Origin of the sequence: Desulfosarcina sp., from assembly GCF_046496365.1 — a bacterium.
Lineage (GTDB): Bacteria > Desulfobacterota > Desulfobacteria > Desulfobacterales > Desulfosarcinaceae > Desulfosarcina.
Genome location: NZ_JAWOHB010000037.1, coordinates 1 through 16,740, shown reverse-complemented (window position 1 = coordinate 16,740; position 16,740 = coordinate 1). Strand labels below are relative to the sequence as shown.

16 protein-coding genes are annotated in these 16,740 nt (G+C 58.7%); 9 read left to right on the top strand and 7 right to left on the bottom strand.

The features are described from left to right. The first annotated feature begins 8 nt into the window (after positions 1-8). The 3 genes from R6V78_RS02130 to R6V78_RS02120 all read left to right on the top strand — a co-directional run bounded on the left by R6V78_RS02130 (position 9) and on the right by R6V78_RS02120 (position 3,996). The gene (locus R6V78_RS02130; protein WP_410287672.1) at positions 9-989 is read left to right on the top strand and encodes a TAXI family TRAP transporter solute-binding subunit; all 981 of its coding nucleotides are present in this window, start codon (positions 9-11) and stop codon (positions 987-989) included. A gap of 179 nt (positions 990-1,168) precedes the next feature. Beyond that, on the top strand, positions 1,169-3,751 hold the full coding sequence (locus tag R6V78_RS02125; protein WP_410287671.1) for a TRAP transporter permease: 2,583 nt from the start codon (positions 1,169-1,171) through the stop codon (positions 3,749-3,751). An 89-nt stretch (positions 3,752-3,840) separates the two neighbouring features. After that, the gene (locus R6V78_RS02120) at positions 3,841-3,996 is read left to right on the top strand and encodes a hypothetical protein (RefSeq protein ID WP_410287670.1); all 156 of its coding nucleotides are present in this window, start codon (positions 3,841-3,843) and stop codon (positions 3,994-3,996) included. 27 nt (positions 3,997-4,023) lie between these two features. Here the strand turns inward: R6V78_RS02120 and R6V78_RS02115 are convergent, their stop codons facing one another. Then, entirely contained in the window at positions 4,024-5,268 is a 1,245-nt protein-coding gene (locus tag R6V78_RS02115) for an MFS transporter (RefSeq protein WP_410287669.1), read from the bottom strand. 200 nt (positions 5,269-5,468) lie between these two features. On the opposite strand from R6V78_RS02115, the gene R6V78_RS02110 reads away from it, so the two are divergent. After that, positions 5,469-5,711: a hypothetical protein gene (locus tag R6V78_RS02110; RefSeq protein ID WP_410287668.1), complete on the top strand. Its 243-nt coding sequence runs from the start codon at positions 5,469-5,471 to the stop codon at positions 5,709-5,711. A gap of 82 nt (positions 5,712-5,793) precedes the next feature. Here R6V78_RS02110 and R6V78_RS02105 read toward each other — a convergent pair whose 3' ends face one another. Together R6V78_RS02105 and R6V78_RS02100 are read right to left on the bottom strand one after the other, a co-directional pair. After that, positions 5,794-6,648 (bottom strand): CoB--CoM heterodisulfide reductase iron-sulfur subunit B family protein, encoded by an 855-nt coding sequence (locus R6V78_RS02105; protein WP_410287667.1) that lies wholly within the window; start codon positions 6,646-6,648, stop codon positions 5,794-5,796. Continuing rightward, positions 6,641-7,255, bottom strand: a complete 615-nt coding sequence (locus tag R6V78_RS02100; RefSeq protein ID WP_410287666.1) for a 4Fe-4S dicluster domain-containing protein — start codon at positions 7,253-7,255, stop codon at positions 6,641-6,643. Before R6V78_RS02100 ends, R6V78_RS02105 begins: the two co-directional genes overlap by 8 nt. Before the next feature lie 257 nt (positions 7,256-7,512). Between R6V78_RS02100 and R6V78_RS02095 the strand changes: the two genes are divergently transcribed. Beyond that, positions 7,513-7,752 (top strand): hypothetical protein, encoded by a 240-nt coding sequence (locus R6V78_RS02095; protein ID WP_410287665.1) that lies wholly within the window; start codon positions 7,513-7,515, stop codon positions 7,750-7,752. A 194-nt stretch (positions 7,753-7,946) separates the two neighbouring features. On the opposite strand, the gene R6V78_RS02090 is transcribed toward R6V78_RS02095, so the two are convergent. The 3 genes from R6V78_RS02090 to R6V78_RS02080 form a co-directional block, all read right to left on the bottom strand. Beyond that, on the bottom strand, positions 7,947-8,483 hold the full coding sequence (locus tag R6V78_RS02090) for a hypothetical protein (protein ID WP_410287664.1): 537 nt from the start codon (positions 8,481-8,483) through the stop codon (positions 7,947-7,949). Positions 8,484-8,510: 27 nt separating this feature from the next. Further along, positions 8,511-9,590, bottom strand: coding sequence for an MBL fold metallo-hydrolase (locus R6V78_RS02085; protein WP_410287663.1), 1,080 nt, complete (start codon positions 9,588-9,590; stop codon positions 8,511-8,513). 145 nt (positions 9,591-9,735) lie between these two features. Next, positions 9,736-10,491, bottom strand: coding sequence for a phytochelatin synthase family protein (locus R6V78_RS02080; RefSeq protein WP_410287662.1), 756 nt, complete (start codon positions 10,489-10,491; stop codon positions 9,736-9,738). A 307-nt stretch (positions 10,492-10,798) separates the two neighbouring features. Between R6V78_RS02080 and R6V78_RS02075 the strand changes: the two genes are divergently transcribed. The 4 genes from R6V78_RS02075 (at position 10,799) to R6V78_RS02060 (ending at position 15,754) form a co-directional block, all read left to right on the top strand. Continuing rightward, complete coding sequence (locus R6V78_RS02075; protein WP_410287661.1) at positions 10,799-12,868, top strand: transglycosylase SLT domain-containing protein; 2,070 nt, start codon at positions 10,799-10,801, stop codon at positions 12,866-12,868. A gap of 128 nt (positions 12,869-12,996) precedes the next feature. Continuing rightward, on the top strand, positions 12,997-14,487 hold the full coding sequence (locus tag R6V78_RS02070; RefSeq protein ID WP_410287660.1) for a CDP-alcohol phosphatidyltransferase family protein: 1,491 nt from the start codon (positions 12,997-12,999) through the stop codon (positions 14,485-14,487). Positions 14,488-14,622: 135 nt separating this feature from the next. Continuing rightward, on the top strand, positions 14,623-15,111 hold the full coding sequence (locus R6V78_RS02065; protein WP_410287659.1) for a YchJ family protein: 489 nt from the start codon (positions 14,623-14,625) through the stop codon (positions 15,109-15,111). Positions 15,112-15,220: 109 nt separating this feature from the next. Continuing rightward, positions 15,221-15,754 carry a nitroreductase family protein gene (locus R6V78_RS02060; RefSeq protein WP_410287658.1) on the top strand — a complete coding sequence of 178 codons (534 nt, stop codon included), beginning with the start codon at positions 15,221-15,223 and terminating at the stop codon, positions 15,752-15,754. A 36-nt stretch (positions 15,755-15,790) separates the two neighbouring features. Here the strand turns inward: R6V78_RS02060 and R6V78_RS02055 are convergent, their stop codons facing one another. Beyond that, positions 15,791-16,345: a hypothetical protein gene (locus R6V78_RS02055; protein WP_410287657.1), complete on the bottom strand. Its 555-nt coding sequence runs from the start codon at positions 16,343-16,345 to the stop codon at positions 15,791-15,793. Positions 16,346-16,740: the final 395 nt, after the last annotated feature.

Genomic DNA, 16,740 nt, shown 5'->3' with positions numbered 1-16,740 from the left:
AGGCTCCGATGAAAAGATCATTGCTCGTTGTCACTGCCCTGTTTTTTGGCCTGTCACTTCTGGTGGGCTTCGGTCCTGCACCGGTGCAGGCGGAAAACACGTTTGTTACCATCGGCACCGGTGGCGTCACCGGTGTGTACTATCCCACCGGCGGCGCCATCTGCCGGTTGGTGAACAAGTCACGCAAGGAGCACGGCATCCGCTGCTCGGTGGAGAGCACCGGTGGTTCGGTTTACAACCTCAACGCCATCCGGGCCGGCGAACTCGACATGGGTGTGGCCCAGTCCGATTGGCAGTACCATGCGTATAAAGGCACCAGTCAATTTGCCGATGCCGGCCCTGACAAGGACCTGCGGGCCGTCTTCTCGGTGCATCCGGAACCGTTCACCGTCGTGGCCCGGGCCGACTCGGGCATCAAGACCTTCACCGATCTCAAAGGCAAGCGGGTCAACATCGGCAACCCCGGATCCGGCCAGCGCGGCACCATGGAAGAGCTGATGAAGGCTCTCGGCTGGACCAAGGACGATTTCAAACTGGCCTCCGAACTGAAGCCGGACGAACACTCCAAGGCCCTGTGCGACAACAAAATCGATGCCTTCGTTTACACCGTGGGGCATCCTGCCGGCAACATCCAGGAGGCCGTCTCCTCCTGCGACGCGGTGCTGGTGGACGTATCCGGGCCTGCGGTTGACAAGCTGGTCAAGGACAACGCGTACTATCGCTATGCGACCCTTCCCGGCGGCATGTACCGCGGAACGGACACCGACACGAAAACCTTCGGTGTGGGCGCCACCTTTGTCTCCTCGGCCAAGGTTCCCGAAGAGATCATCTACAACGTGGTCAAGGCGATCTTCGATAACTTCGACGAATTCAAGAAGCTCCACCCGGCCTTTGGCATCCTCAAGACAGAGGAGATGATCAAAGACGGTCTCTCCGCCCCACTGCATGACGGGGCCGTGAAATACTTCAAGGAAGCGGGCTTGATGTAAGCCATTTCCTTCCGAGAGGGGGGACCGCTCCACAGCGGTCCGCCGCTTTCCGGTTCGCTTCCGGCTGTTGCCACAGCGCCTTGAACCTTTTCTTTCCTTACCGCCACGGGACCAGCGTCTTGCCCCCCACCGCTTTCCGTGGTTCTGATTGTGCCTGTTGATCGCAAAGGAAGATCACCATGACCGAACCGAAAGATCGCACGCCTTCAGTGGATGTGGCCCGGGAGATCATTGCCCAGACGGAAACCGGCGCCCGCAACCCCACCGGAAAAATCCCCAAGCATGTCTTGTTTTACGTGCCGCTGGCCTGGACCCTGTTTCAGCTCTGGTACGCCTCACCCCTGCCGTTTCTTTTCAACTTCGGGATCTTCAACTCCACCGAGGCCCGGTCTATCCACCTGGCGTTTGCGATATTTCTGGCCTATACGGCCTATCCCACCTTTAAAAAATCCTCGCCCCGGGACTATATCCCGACCCAGGATTGGGTGCTGGGCCTGGTGGCGGCTTTTTGTGCGGCCTATCTGTTCCTCTTTTATGCCGAGCTTTCCGGGCGGCCGGGCAACCCGACCCAGCTTGACCTGGTGGTCGGGGTCATCGGGCTGATCCTGCTGCTGGAAGCGACCCGGCGCGCCCTGGGGCCTCCGCTGATGGTCGTTGCGGCCGTCTTCATGATCTACACCTTTTTCGGTGCCTACATGCCGGACGTCATCGCCCACAAGGGGGCCAGCCTCTCCAAGGGGATGAGCCACTACTGGCTCTCCACCGAGGGGGTCTTCGGGGTGGCCGTAGGGGTCTCCACCGAAATGGTCTTCATGTTCGTACTCTTCGGCGCTCTGCTCGAATCGGCCGGGGCGGGCAACTATTTCATCCGGGCGGCCTTCGCCGGATTGGGCCACATGCGCGGTGGGCCGGCCAAGGCCGCGGTGGTCGCTTCGGGATTGACCGGCCTGGTGTCCGGCTCGTCCATCGCCAACGTGGTGACCACCGGCACCTTCACCATCCCGCTGATGAAAAAGGTCGGGTTTTCACCGGAAAAGGCCGGGGCGGTGGAGGTGGCCTGTTCCACCAACGGCCAGCTCATGCCGCCGGTGATGGGAGCTGCGGCCTTTTTGATGGTCGAATACGTGGGCATCTCCTACATCGAGGTGATCAAGCACGCCTTTTTGCCGGCCGTCATCTCATACATGGCCCTTTTTTACATCGTGCACCTGGAAGCATGCAAGATGGGACTCAAGGGCCTGAAAAAACCAAGCACCGGGGCCACGCTGCTCCAGAAAATGACAGCCTTTGCAGGCGGTTTTGTGCTCATGGCCGTGCTGACCGTCGTGACCTATTACGGGATCGGATGGATCAAGACCGCCGCCGGCGATGCAGCCATCTATATCGTCGGCGCGATCCTCCTGGTGGCCTACCTCTTCCTGCTGCGCCTGGCCTGCAGGGTGCCCGAGCTGGAAACCAGCCTCGAAATCGACAAACTCCCGTTTCTCCTGCCGACCCTATTGACCGGCTACTACTTTCTGCTGCCGCTGGTGGTGTTGATCTGGTGCCTGGTGGTCGAGCGGCTTTCGCCGTCTCTTTCCGCCTACTGGGCCACGATGCTGCTGATGGTGATCGTCGTCACCCAGCGGCCGCTCAAGGGGTACTTCCGCAAGATCAAGGAACCGGAGTTTTCCTTTCGGCGCGGGCTGGAGGATCTGGTGGCCGCCATGGTCGGCGGCGGCCGCAACATGATCGGCATCGGCGTGGCCACCGCGGCGGCCGGCATCGTGGTGGGCACGGTGACCCTGACCGGCATCGGATTGGTTATGACCGAATTCGTGGAGTTCATCTCCGGCGGCAACCTGCTGCTCATCCTGATCTTCACCGCGGTCATCAGTCTGCTGCTCGGCATGGGGCTGCCCACCACGGCCAATTACATCGTGGTCTCGACCCTCATGGCGCCGGTGATCGTCGACCTGGGGGCCAGGTCCGGCCTGCTCGTGCCCCTGATTGCGGCCCACCTGTTCGTATTTTTCTTCGGCATCCTGGCCGACGACACCCCGCCGGTGGGTCTGGCGGCCTTTGCCGCAGCGGGAATCTCCGGCGGTGATCCGATCCGCACCGGCATCCAGGGCTTCGGATACGACATCCGCACCGCAATCCTGCCGTTTATCTTCATTTACAACAACGAACTGCTGATGATCGGCATCGGGGCCTGGTATCATTTTCTGGTGGTGGTCGCCGGGGCGGTGGTGGCCATGCTGATCTTCGCCGCCGGCACCCAGCGATATTTTCTGACCAAAAACCGGATGTGGGAAACCGTTGCCCTCCTGCTGGTGGCTTTCACCCTGCTGCGCCCCGGATTCTGGTGGGACATGATCTACCCGCCGCTCCAGGAGGTCAAGGCCACCCGAATCGAACAGATCGTCGAACGGACCGACGCGGGGGCCCATCTGATGCTCGAGGTGGCCGGCGAAGACTTCCGCGGCCGGCCGTTCACCAAAAGCCTGATGTTGCAGGTGGGCGATCAGCCCACGGCTGCCGAACGCCTGATGGCCATCGGCATCGAGACCTATGTGGAAGAAGGCCGACTGTTCGTGGACAATGTGGTCTTTGGGAGTCCGGCGGAAAAGGCCGGCATGGACTTCGACCAGGAGATTCTGCACATCTACGTGCCGGCCAAGATACCGCCCAAGCATCTGATGTTCATCCCGGCGGTTTTGCTGCTGGCCTGCGTTTGGTTCCTTCAGCGCGGGCGCAGCCGGCGACTGGCGGCGGCCTGAAGCGGCCTCAGGGCCATTCCCCGCCGCGCCGCAGGCGTCCGGGAGGGGGACCGCAAACACGGCCAACCCGCCGCTGACTTGCATCAATAATGGTTGATCCCGAGGGCAAACCGGTGGGGATGTGGTACTCGCGCCGCAGTCTCACGACCATCCGCTTCGAGCCGGACGGGGTTATTGCCGTCAGTCTGCCCGATCCCGGCAGTGAACCGGCGCTGATGAACCGCAGACCCGGGGGGTTGCACTGATGTTTCAGCGTGGATGCGCCCAATTGATCACTGCGCGTTGATCTTGCCGCGCGGATCCAGGGCCATGACCACCGGAGAGGTGCTCTTCATGGGCACGAAGGCCACCTGATCCGCCACGGGCACGATCTCCACCTTCTCGTGCTTCCTCAGACAAAAAGTGACTGCGGCAAAGGTGCAATTGATCAGACACCAGAAAACGAAAAGACCAAAGGGCGTTCTCAGCAGGGTCATCAACCCGGATGCCAGCACGGGACTGACGCTGGCGCCGATGCTGTAGGCGAACAGCAGACCGGCGCTGACAGCCACCGCGTCCTGTCCGCCGAAGATATCATGGGCCCTGGCCACTGAGACCGGGTAGATGGCAAAAGCCAGGGCGCCGAACAATCCCATCTGGGCGGCCATGCCCCCAAAGGATGTCTCTGCGTTGATGAACATGAATCCGCTGACTGCGGCAAGGGCGGTTGCAACACCGATGAGGACTGCGATGCGGTCAAAGCGGTCCGACAGGTTGCCTATCAACCACTGGGCGGTCAGGCCGGAGAACACCGTGATGGACATGATCCAGGACAGCTGGTGCAGCGTCAGGCCGATGTCGGTGCAGAGCACCGGCGTCATGGCATAAAAGGCACTGTTGGTCAGGCCCGCGGCCATGCTTCCAAGCATTCCCAACGGGGCTTTGCGGAAAATGGCGATGAAGTGGTATGGTTTGGTTTCAGGCAGGCGCGGGTGGACGCCCTCGGTGGTCGAAACCGGGATGAGGCAGAGTGCGAAGAGGATCGCGGCAATGATGAACAGGCCCTGCTCCTGAACATTGCCGATGTTGAGCAGCTGCTGGCCGATCCCGATGCCCAGGTAGGTCAGGGTCATATAAATGGAAAACACCCGTCCCCGGAAACGCGATTCGGTGCATTCGTTGAGCCAGCTTTCGATGACCATAAACATGCCGAAGGTCGTGATGCCGCTTAAAAACCGCAGCGTTCCCCAAAACCATGGGGACAGGTGCAGTCCGTGGAGCAGGGCGACGGCTGTGGTCGTGGCGGCAAAAACGGTAAAGGCCCGGATGTGGCCCACGCGCTGGATCAGCCGATGGCAGGTGAATGACCCGGCCAGCAGGCCCGTGAAATAACACGACAGGACCATGCCGGTAGTGGCCGTAGAGAACCCTTCCACGGCCATGCGTGTGCTCAGCAGGGTGTTGAGCAGACCGTTGCCGGTTAAAAAGACAAAGGCGGCGGCAAACAATGCACCAAACGCACCCAGGGCCTTGACCATGTTGTTTCCTTAATTGGTGCCATGGCCATCCAAACATCGGCCAGCATGAAAAGCGACGACCGACAAAAGCAAATCTCCACACAATAAGCAATCCCTTTTTGTAGCCGGGTCCGATGGGGGCGCATTCCGCCGGTTTGCATTTTTGAAGATCATGCGTATTTTTTTTCAGGTCAAACCGGTTGAAGCGAAAGGAAAAAACAATGAATGACATGCATGCGTGCAAACCCAAAATCCTCATGGATCTTGAATCGCTCAATGCAACCAACGCCCTGGGGTGCCCTGCCTGCGGCCGGAAGTTCAGTTTGGGCGACAGTGCCGTGCTGGCCTGCGGCGCATGGGGCAGCGGCCCGCGGTACATTCACGAAAACGAAGCCGTCAAGGACAGCAAGACATCCCAGTATTTTGAACGTGGCTATTACATGAGCCTCAAGGAGGACGCCTAGCCGTGGTCACGCACCCAAAAGTGGTCGCCTGGGTAGATAGACAGGGTCGTTCTTGGCAGACAATGGCGCTTGTCCGAACGCGTCAGATGGCAAAGCGCTTGCTTTTAAACAAGGGCAGGGGGTCGATGAGGTGTTTCTTGAACCAGAGGGGCAGATCCATTGAGCCCATGCCGTAGGCCAGCAGCTCCACGACTGAAAATACCGGCAGGCGCTTGTCTGAGGGGCTTCTTATTTCCAGGTTGAGTTGGCACATGGCGCACGCCGTGACCACGCATTCGGCGCCTGCGGAAATGGCCTTGTTCATAATATCTGCGACCATGGGCGCCACAATGTCCGGTCTGGCCACTGACAAAAATGCCCCGCAGCATTTTGCCTGATATCCCCAGGCAAGTGCATCGGCACCCAGCCATCCCATGACAGACTCCATGCTGCCATGCAGTTTGGGATAGTGTCTCAGCTCGGGTGGCGCGGCCAGCAGACAGCCGTAATAGGGCACAAAGCGCAACCCCGTCAGGGGACGCCGCAGGGCATCGCGGTAAGGCGCTGTCATCAATCGGTGCGGCAGAAGGTCCAGCAGGTGATGAACCTGAAGATCCTTTTCAAGTGTGTCGCCCAGGATTTCGCGGTTCACCCGGCGGCTCGTATCATCACTGCGAAGCTGATTGGAAGCCACCCGCAGGCGATTGGCGCAACCGGCGCACATGACCATCAGGTCCCGGCCCATGGCCTGGGCCTGAAACAGGTTGCGGGCGGCAAGGGACACCGCCAGTTGGGGCCTGACCGCGTGAATGGACGACGACCCGCAGCAGTTCCAGTCCGGCAGGGCCGCAAGGTTGATGTCCAGCTGATTGCAGACCTGGTGCAGCGCCGCGTCGATCTCTCGGGCGGTGGAGCTGAGCGTGCATCCCGGGTAGTAGGCCAGATCGATGCTATTCATGGGTATCGAAGCTTCTCCTGCGTCGGTCGTAGTGGGCGAATATCCGATCGACTTCATCACGATCCGCCACGGTTTGGGAGAGGAGTTCGAGCTTTCCGCGGGTGATCATCTTCAGGCCCGATTGCAGATCGGAGAAAATTCGGCCCGAAAGGACCTTGAACTGAACCATCGCTTCCAGTTTGTTCAGTCGCCCGTGGCGTGCGATGGATCCATACACGTATTTGTGAAACCGGAAGATGTCCATTTCCGGGGCGGCTATGCCGTTACGGATGGCCAGCTGGCGGAGGGCGTCCATGACCGCCGCCACGTCGATGCTGTTGGGACACTGGCTGGAGCAGGTGTGGCAGCCTACGCAGAGCCAGATGGTCCTGCACCTGAGAGCCTCCTCCCCGCTGCCCAGCTGGACCAGGCGGATGACTTGATTGGGCAACAGATCCATATGACTGGAAAACGGGCATCCCCCGCCGCAGGCCAAACAGTGCCAGCACATGTTTACGTTCTGGCGGGAGAGGTGATTGACGATTTTCAAGAATCGATCCTCATGCCCGCCGGTGACGACATCCGGTTCAACGGTTGGGTACGTGTCCGCCCCTTGATGTGTTTGCATTGGCTACTCCATGAAACCGGTGACGGTCCGAGTCCTTGTTGACGGGTGGGGTGCATCCTGGTTGGGTCGATTTTATCCTTTTTCAGGCTGCCGACCTCACCCTGGGCGTTTATTTTTCATCAAGCATCCCACAGCATCGGTCCGGTTTGATTGACCTGAATCAATTACCTGGGCGAATTATGTGTTTACATTCACTTACCAGCAACACGCACTGACCGCGGATGCGCTGTGGATCGACTCACCCAAAGGGGGCTGCAATGAAAAAAGAATCCGTTAATGGCGAGAAAAAAAAGGCCGGGACCCGTTCATCCATCGCCGTATCATCGGAAACCGTCTGCGAGGATGATGCCTGCATTGGAAAAATTGTCAAGACCGCATCGCCGCCATCTGAGCAAGAATCAGAAACCAAAGAGAAAAACAAGCGATCAGCGAGCACGGCCATGTCCTTTGGCGGCAAGGAGGGTTGCACCGACGAGGCCTGCATCGGGAAGAGCTAACTGAGCATCGTACTGCCGTCGATGCGATGCCGGCAGGGGGGATGGGATGACCCTTGCCGCAAAACCGGCTTTCGCTGCCATGGCGGTGGCGCCCCTCGGCGATGTCTCATGGGCACCAGAACCGCCTTTGCCGATGGCGCTCACCTTCACATTCGTGAACCGGATGGCGTGCCGGCTGAAAGAACCCCACCTGCCTATTCAAAGATTTTCCAATAACCTGCCTGTTTAACGTATTCGACCGTGGACGCGGGCACCCATGTTTTTTCATCCTGGTCCTGTTCGTAGCGCCAGTGATCACCCATCCACACCTTGCGGATTCCGTAATCCCAATAACCGGGTTCTGTGCGTGTGTCCATGACCGGCGGCACCCAGGTTCTTTGCGGTTCGGGGGGCGATGTCGGCGACGCCGGCGGCGGGGTGTTGACAATGATGATCGGCTGCGGCTCCTGAACCTGGGTGGTGCCGGCGGGCCACCAGTAGGCGGGGCGGCCGTGGCCGCGCCTGCCGGGCGGGCTGCCCCGATAAATCGGCTGGCCGGGTTTTCCCGGCCGGACCGAATCCACCGGCAGCTGGACCGGCATCTTAAGCCGGGCGCGCATCTGTGGAGACAAGGGATAGGTAGCCGGGCCGCTGCCGAGTGGCTTTACCGCCGGTGGGTGGTCGCGGAAAGCCTGCAGGTCCATCGGGCAGGCGAAAAATAGTACGGTCAACGCCAGCGCAATTTTTTTCATGATCCATCTCCCTTGGGCGTTGCCCTGTCAGAAAAAGTGGGTCTGTCCGTGGTCCAGATCGACCCACCGGGACAAGAGGCCCTTTTGTTCCAGGGCCTTTGCCAAATCCCGGGGGGGGAAGTGAACCGGCTCGTCCCCCAGTCGAAAGGTCCCCCAGTGGGCAATCATCAGCTGCCTGGCCCTGATCTCCTGAAATGCCCGGACCGTTTCTACCGGGTCCATGTGGCTGGATGCCATGAACCAGCGCGGCGCATAGGCCCCCGTGTTGAAGATGGCCAGGTCAATGTCATAGTCGTCAGCCAGTTGTTCGAAGCCGTCGAAGTAGGCGCTGTCCCCCGAAACATAGATCACTGGTCCGCCGGCGGTTTTGATCAGGTAGCCGCCCCACAGGGATCGGTTGGGCCCCACGATGGGGTTGCGCATGGTCCAGTGGTTGGCCGGCACAAAAATGATCTCCCGGGGGCCTTCACTGTAGCGCTGGTACCAGTCCAACTGTGTGCGACGGGACATCCCCACCGCCTTGAATTCGCTGTCGTAGCCCAACGGGCTGATCACGTGGGTGTCGGGGTCAAGGGCCGCCAGGGAGCGGCGGTCAAGATGATCGTAGTGGCCGTGGGTGATCAATATGTGGTCCGGCTGTGGCATGGCATCCAGGTTGAAAGCCAGGGGCGTATAATCCCTTATGAACCAGAAGATGCCGTCGAACACCGGGTCGATAAGCAGAACGCGATCAACATCCTTGATCAAAAGGGTCGAATGCTTGATGAACGTAACCGATACACCCCGGTGGGCCTTGACCGGCTCCCAGTCGATGGATACGGGCGAAAGCGGCTGGTCGTCCAGGAAGTCACCATAGGCATTGCTGTGAAACAGCTTCCAGGAGAGCACCTGCCAGAATCGCCCGCTGCGCGGGACGCTCATCGGGTTTAAAAAGGCATCCGAACCATGGTGCAATTTTCGGCGGGCCATCTCCCGCAGGCTGTTCCCATTCAACGGGCGATAGTGAAGCCCTGCCGCGGAATCTTGTGTTGCCGCGGCGACCCGCGCCATCCGGGGCAGGTACTGCATCCCTATCAGGGCGTTGAAAGTCATTGCGAGCCTGCCCATGAAGCGTCTCCTGGACATGCACTGATTCGTATCACGCTTGTTGACGGTGGTGTCGAACGGTAGCTGCTACCTTTTTTTGCCAGTCCTTTTGTATGCTAACCATCAATTCCCGAAGATGCAACCGCAGCTGGGACTTACCGATCCCTTAACGGATCTGAACATGGACATACCCGCCGCTGCCGTACCCGAACGCTTTGAATACATGGTGGTAGTCGCACGACAACCCCTTGTAGAAAACTTCCAGGTCCACCTGATAGGGTTTTTCCTGTTCCGGATCCACATCGAGCAGGGTCACCCGTCGGGTGGCGGCATCATAGGCGCCGACCGGCGATATGTGGGGGATATTCAGGGCGGGGACCAGGGATCCCTGATCGAAGTGGATGATGATCAGGCCGTCGCCATGGCGATCAAAATCATGCAGACGCCTGGTCAGTATTCGGCGGACAGGCGATTTCGGGGCGGCATTTTTGGGTGTCTGGACAACGTCAACAGCACGAACCTTCAGTTTGTAGGCCGTGATGCTGTCCTTGACCACCTGGCCCAGCAGCGGCAGCGGCAGCCCGCGGCGTCCTCGGTAGCCGCCATCGCTCATGCGTGCTTTCCAGTTGCCGGTTGTTACCCGATCGAGGATATCCCTTTGACTGACGGGATGGGCAGCGTCGTTTTCCAAGGCCCTGATGGCGTTGATGCACGAGACCACACTGGCCACGGAGCACGATGATTCGTGAAATTGCTTGACATGGTATTTCCAGATTGCCCGTTTAAGTGGATTCCATTGGGGCTGGACCGAAAAATTCACGTACCGAATCCGGTCTTTTTGAAAAGCACCGGTGCCGGTTATCCGATGAAAGCCATACCGGGTGTACAGGTAAGGCCGGATCAGGTTTCGCAGCAGGTTCATTTGCATCCTTCAGGCTTGAACGAAACCAGAATATGGTCATTGAACGGATTCCTTCAAGTCTTTTCTGCGCAACGCCGATAAAGCAGCCAGACCATGGGCTTTTTCGGCAATGGCTGCCGGATGGCGTCAATAATCTGTCACCAAAGGCAGGATGACAAGATCCCGAGGGACCGGCGACACGTGCAGCCAGGCTGGGATTCAGCGCCCATGGCGGCCGGTCAATACCCGTACAGCTTCTGTGGTATCGAAATTGCTTGTTGAATGGGTTGAACGTCAAGCGATCGCACTGTTATAAGGAAATGTCGCCATGCCTCCTACGCGTATGAAAATTTGGTTTCTCATTGTTTCCGTTCTGTTTGGACCCACCCTGTCATTCGGTAAAAGCGCCGAAGCAACGTTTCCAGAATACGCGGTCATCGATGCAAATGTATCCTTCTGGGTTAACATTTATGCTCACTATGCAACCACCCAGGCCGTCGTTCACGACAGCGTCGATCTGGATGTGGTCTACGCGGTGATCGACCTCGAACCCGCCGACCAAGCGGGGGCCAGGAAGGTTAACCGGCAGCGGATGACCCAGGCAAGCCAGCGATACGCCCTTGTCCTGGAGCGGCTGGCCGCCGATCCATTGACAGACGATGCCGAATGCCGCCGGGTGTCGGCGCTGTTCGGATCCCGGGCGGATGCCGGCACATTCAACCGTGCCCGTCATCGAGTCCGTTGTCAGATCGGTCAACGGGACCGCTTCCAGGGGGGGCTGATCCGTTCAGGCGCCTATATCGACAGGATGCGGACCATTTTAAAATCCCATGGCGTTCCCGAGGATCTGGCCTATCTGCCGCATGTGGAATCATCATTCAACAACCAGGCGTACAGCAAGTCCGGTGCTGCGGGAATGTGGCAGTTCACCCGATCCACGGGCATACGATTCATGACCGTGGATTATGTGCTGGATGAGCGGCGCGACCCCATCGCCGCCACCCATGCAGCGGCAAAGTTGCTCAAGGAAAACCACAACCGGCTGGGCAGCTGGCCCCTGGCCATTACCGCCTACAATCACGGTGCCGCAGGCATGCAGCGGGCCAAGGCCGCCCATGGCGACTATCCCGCAATCGTGGCATCCTACAGGGGCCGGTCCTTTAAATTCGCTTCGAGAAACTTTTATTCCGAATTTCTAGCCGCCCGTCGGGTGGCATCCGACTATCACCGTTATTTCGGTCCTCTGACCCTGAGTGCGCCGGTGCGATCGAGGTCCGTGAGCCTGGATGGTTTTGCGGCCCTGGCAGATCTTTGCGACCATTTCAAGGTGCCTCCGGAATTGGTCCGGGCCATGAATCCGGCGCTGCGGCCGCCGGTATTCAGCGGCCAGAAGTATGTGCCCAAGGGCTATGTGCTGAACCTTCCCGTCCCGGTTGAATCAGGCGGCGCAGCGCTGGTCGGCGCTGCCCCGGAACTGTTCAAGCCCGGTCAAAAGGCCAGCCGGTTCTACACCGTGCAACAGGGGGAGACGGCCGGCAAGATTGCCCGGATGCACCATGTGCACCTGGACGACCTGGTTCTGGCAAACAACCTGGACCGGCGGGCGACCGTATATGCCCGACAGACCCTGCGCATTCCCCAGTCCGGGGAATCGGTCCGCACGGTGGCATCCGCTCAACCACTCAAACCGGCGGACTCCATGGTTTCTGCGGTGGCTGCAGACCGCAAAGACGCTTATTCCACCCTATCGGAGCGCATCCCTTTGGAAAATTCGGTCGTTCGGTACCGGCGTCCGGGACCGGTTCCTGCCGATATGCTGGCAGTGGCTGAGCTTGAACCCGATGAGGCGGCCGCTGCTCAAGATGGGATTGACTCTGATCCGGGAGTGAAACCGGACGTCCTTACCGCTGACATCAGTTTCGCCAGAATTTTCCAGTTCCGGCAGCAGCCGGCGGGGCTCATTCACGTCGAGGTCGAAGAGACCCTGGGCCATTACGCCGAGTGGGCCGGTGTGCGTGCCTCTCGCATCCGTCGTCTCAACAACCTGTCCTTCGGCCAGCCGCTGCAGTTGCACAAGCAGATCATCATTCCCCTGGGCGAAGTGACCGCGGCGGATTTCGAAGCCCGACGTTATGAGTTCCATAAGCGGCTGCAGGAGGATTTTTTTGCGGCCTATCGGATCGGTGAACTTCAGCGTTACCGGGTCCAGCCAGGGGACAGCTACTGGACCCTGTGCCGGGAAAAATTCGACCTGCCGCTCTGGCTGCTCAGGCATTACAATGCCGATGTGGACCTGGCGGAATTGAGAATTCACCAGCCGCTTACGATTCCCGCCATCGAAAGTCTTCCCGAAAACAGTCTGGACGGACTCGACGGCAAAGCCATACCCGAAGCCTGAACCCCGTCGGCAAGATCGCCCCCCGCCTGCTCGCGCCTTGACTCGGGTGGCCAATCCCATTATGATGCCCCATGCGTCGATGGTTGCGCGATTAATTAACACCCACAAGGCCAACAGACATCACTCCCATGACCGACAAATTTCCGCTGCCGGCGAGACTGGCCGCTCTTTTCGTGTACAGTCGCCCATTTTTGGTATTTGGCGGCATGATTTGCGCCGTTGCGGTCATGTGGGGCAGAAACCCGGTGGTCTATACCGTCGGTGTTTCGCTGCTGATCCTCTCCATGATTTTTGATCTGGTGGATGGCTGGTTCTCGGCCCGGTTCAGACCCAATGCCATCCTTGCCCCGCTGGCCGACCGGCTGATGGACAAGCTGGTCTATTCGATCATCTTCCCGGTTATTGCCGCCGGCATGATGTGGCGCCTGCTGGTGTGGCAGGTTGACCCCACCCATGGGCAGTTGCTGCATGCGATCCTGGTCCTCGTGCTTTGTGTGACGGTGTTGGTTCGGGACAGCTTTGCCTCATTCATGCGCGGATTTGCCATCCGCCAGGGGGTGGAGCCGGAGAGCAGCGAGTACAATCGCATGCGAACCATCGTTGCAGCGCCGGTCAGTGCACTGCTTTACGCCTACGCCTTTTATATTCCTGAAGGCCCGGATTCATGGATCTATTTTCGCATCTCTTACTTGGGAAATGTCTCCCTGCAGGTCCTTTTTTTTGTTGAGATTTTATTTTTCATCATCAACTTGGGCTCAATTGCCGGTTATTGCCGCAAGTACGGTACGGCGTGCCTTGACGAACTGTGTTTCGGAGACCAGGTGCTGCGCCGGAAAATTTTGTCGGTATTTCCCAACGCCCTCACGGTGATGAACGCGCTGATGGGGCTCATCGCCGTTTTTTTTGCCTACCAGGGCCGCATGCGCGAATCCTATCTCATGATGATCGGGGCGGCCACTTTCGACAAACTGGATGGTGCGCTGGCCCGCCGTTTAGGTCTGACGGAACCGCTTCCCGATGATCCGCCCAAAAAGAAGATCAACATGGGCAGCATCATGGATGATCTGGCCGATGCCATCAGCTTCTGCATCGTGCCCGCCTGGATATTCTACATCACCTTGAGCCAATTCGGCCAGGATCGCCTAGCGAACCTGCACATCGGTTGGATCGCCGCGTTCTATGCATTGATGGGCATGGGACGCCTGGTCTACTTTACCCTGGACAAGACACCGATACCCGGTTTTTTCAAGGGATTGCCCTCTCCGGCGGCGGCCATGCTGGTCATGTCTCCGCTGGTGATCTTCGACCACGCCCTGGCGCTGTCGCCGGACCGGATCGTTTTCTGGGGTTTTTTTGCCACGGGGACCATGGTGTTTGCCGGAATCATCATGAACATTTACCCCATCCGGTATATCCACCTGGGGCGGACGATGAGTCGCCATCCCTGGTTCGGCCGCGCGAACCTGCTCCTGCTGACCGTCAGCATGTTCAGCCCTATTTTCGGACAGATCTGTCTGGGGTACATGATCCTGTACCTTCTTTCGCCCCTGTTTACCTGGCGCATCCAGCCCGAAGATGCCGCACGGGAGAACCACGGCAAGACAATCATTGAAAGCTGACGGGTTTACCGGGGATGCGTCAAGGCCCGATCCGCAAGTCGTTTGCGGCAATAGATATGCCCGACGGGCACCCGACCGGCGGGTATGCATTTTTGATCAACTTATCCATATGAATCCAACACCAGGAGCCACGCCATGGAACTTTGCCCCTGCGGAAGCGAAAAAGCCTATGCTGATTGCTGCCAGCCGCTGATCAACGGAGACCGAACCGCCGATACCGCCGAAGCGCTGATGCGTTCGCGCTACAGTGCCCATGCGAAAAAGGCGTTTGACTACATTTTTGAAACCACCCATCCCTCCAATCGTCAGGATGCCGATCGGAAGGGTACGGCTGCCTGGTCACGGAAACTGGACTGGCAGCGCATGGAAATCAGCAATATCGAAAATGGCGGTCCGGACGATGCGGTGGGCACGGTAACATTCGCGGCACGCTACCGTAAGGACGGCAAGGCATTCGATCACCACGAAATTGCAGAATTTGTCCGTGAAAACGGACGCTGGTATTTCAAGGACGGCCAGGCCCCGCAGGCGGTGCAGGCCGTTCGCCAGGGTCCGAAAATAGGAAGGAACGACCCGTGTTCCTGCGGCAGCGGCAAGAAGTACAAGAAATGCTGCGGGGCCTGAAAAAGAACGGTGGTTGCCAACGATCCCAAGCTTGAGGACTCAAAACCGGGTCTGGCGCCTTTGATCCTGGCGGTGCGCTTCAGATCCATTGAATGGCGGAGGTGTGAATATGTTTATCGACCTGCTAAGATCGCGGCGAAGCATTCGAAAATTCGAGGATAGACCCGTGGAACCGGGAAAGGTCGATCTGCTCGTGGAGGCGGCGTTGCGGTCACCCGCTTCACGGGGATTCAACCCCTGGGAATTTGTTGTGGTCACCGATCCGCAGATCCTCACCCGTCTGTCAACGGCCAAGCCTCATGGCGCCTCTTTTCTGGCCAAGGCGCCCTTGGCCGTGGTGGTGTGTGTGGACCCGGAAAAGTCCGATGTCTGGGTGGAGGATGCCGCTATCGCAACGACCCTTTTGCATCTGGCTGCCACCGATCTGGAGCTGGGCAGTTGCTGGATCCAGCTGCGCAAACGGGACCACGACAGCTCCAGAACCGCCGGCGAATACGCAGCCGAGGTTGTGGGTTTGCCCGCAGGGTTGATCGTGTCGGCCATCATGGCCATCGGATATCCGGCCCATCAGCCCGAACCCCATCCGCAAACGTCGCTTCAGCGCGACAAAGTCCACATCAACCGTTACGGCAATAACGCCTAAACCGCAGCCATTATCGGCTGGAATGGCCGCCGAGGGTCAGGCCGGCCCGAAGGCGCTTTCGAAGAGCCCTCGGATTGCGTTTTTACCCTCCGCGGTCAAATTGCGGGTACCCGTGCCCACGAAGGTGTTCTGTTCGATAACCGGGGTCTTTTCCACCCAGGCGGCTCCCTCCCAGACAAACCAGCCCTGGCGATCCTGATCATAGACATGCACCGGCCGGTTGAACAGCTTGGCCAGTTCAACTCCCCAGCCGGTGCCGCCCTTGACCGTGCCGTCCGGCTGAATCCAGCCGACTGCAATCACGTGATAACCATTGTTGACCATGTGAAATATGGTCTGAATCACCTTGCGGATCTTGTTGGCCTGGGCAAATTTCCGGCCCATGCGTGCCGACACGATCTCCATGCTCACATTCCCCTTGTCCAGCTCTTCAGGTCCCAGTTCGCGCAGTCCACGGGAGCGTTCGATGGTGTGTCCCGGGAAGGAAAAGTTGACCTCCTGGATGCCCCAGGCTTCGGCCAGGCGCCCGAATTCGGATTCGGCGCCTTTGTGGCCGCCGCTGTAGAGGGTGATATGGGAACGATCTGTCATCATTTTCTCCTTTCATGAAAAGTCGGTTCAAGGCACACGATTTTCCGGATTGGCCATCGATACCTTTCCCGCAAAAATATCGCACCCCTCCGTTTCCAGGTGGGGTGCGGTGGAAATAATAAGCGTGGAATCGGTGAATACAACCACAGGAAGCCTGTTTATTTTTAATTTAACGATTTTCCAGTGCAGGCCAATCCGCAGCCAGGACGCAAATCTCGATTGCGTGACCGCATGGGATCGTAGTATCATCCATCGGTTTCCAGCCGTTGATCGGACCGGATGCTGTATCTGTCAATCAATCGTTTTACCGGAGGCTTAGCATGTCAAAATCACGCGACACCAAAAAAGATACCAAAAAAAAACCCGCCCAGACACCCAAGGAAAAGAAAAAAAAC

Excerpts from the sequence above, each read along its gene's own strand:
- R6V78_RS02130 (WP_410287672.1), top strand. The coding sequence starts at position 9 with ATGAAAAGATCATTGCTCGTTGTCACTGCCCTGTTTTTTGGCCTGTCA.
- R6V78_RS02125 (WP_410287671.1), top strand. The coding sequence starts at position 1,169 with ATGACCGAACCGAAAGATCGCACGCCTTCAGTGGATGTGGCCCGGGAG.
- R6V78_RS02120 (WP_410287670.1), top strand. The coding sequence starts at position 3,841 with ATGGTTGATCCCGAGGGCAAACCGGTGGGGATGTGGTACTCGCGCCGC.
- R6V78_RS02115 (WP_410287669.1), bottom strand. The coding sequence starts at position 5,268 with ATGGTCAAGGCCCTGGGTGCGTTTGGTGCATTGTTTGCCGCCGCCTTT.
- R6V78_RS02110 (WP_410287668.1), top strand. The coding sequence starts at position 5,469 with ATGAATGACATGCATGCGTGCAAACCCAAAATCCTCATGGATCTTGAA.
- R6V78_RS02105 (WP_410287667.1), bottom strand. The coding sequence starts at position 6,648 with ATGAATAGCATCGATCTGGCCTACTACCCGGGATGCACGCTCAGCTCC.
- R6V78_RS02100 (WP_410287666.1), bottom strand. The coding sequence starts at position 7,255 with ATGCAAACACATCAAGGGGCGGACACGTACCCAACCGTTGAACCGGAT.
- R6V78_RS02095 (WP_410287665.1), top strand. The coding sequence starts at position 7,513 with ATGAAAAAAGAATCCGTTAATGGCGAGAAAAAAAAGGCCGGGACCCGT.
- R6V78_RS02090 (WP_410287664.1), bottom strand. The coding sequence starts at position 8,483 with ATGAAAAAAATTGCGCTGGCGTTGACCGTACTATTTTTCGCCTGCCCG.
- R6V78_RS02085 (WP_410287663.1), bottom strand. The coding sequence starts at position 9,590 with ATGGGCAGGCTCGCAATGACTTTCAACGCCCTGATAGGGATGCAGTAC.
- R6V78_RS02080 (WP_410287662.1), bottom strand. The coding sequence starts at position 10,491 with ATGAACCTGCTGCGAAACCTGATCCGGCCTTACCTGTACACCCGGTAT.
- R6V78_RS02075 (WP_410287661.1), top strand. The coding sequence starts at position 10,799 with ATGCCTCCTACGCGTATGAAAATTTGGTTTCTCATTGTTTCCGTTCTG.
- R6V78_RS02070 (WP_410287660.1), top strand. The coding sequence starts at position 12,997 with ATGACCGACAAATTTCCGCTGCCGGCGAGACTGGCCGCTCTTTTCGTG.
- R6V78_RS02065 (WP_410287659.1), top strand. The coding sequence starts at position 14,623 with ATGGAACTTTGCCCCTGCGGAAGCGAAAAAGCCTATGCTGATTGCTGC.
- R6V78_RS02060 (WP_410287658.1), top strand. The coding sequence starts at position 15,221 with ATGTTTATCGACCTGCTAAGATCGCGGCGAAGCATTCGAAAATTCGAG.
- R6V78_RS02055 (WP_410287657.1), bottom strand. The coding sequence starts at position 16,345 with ATGACAGATCGTTCCCATATCACCCTCTACAGCGGCGGCCACAAAGGC.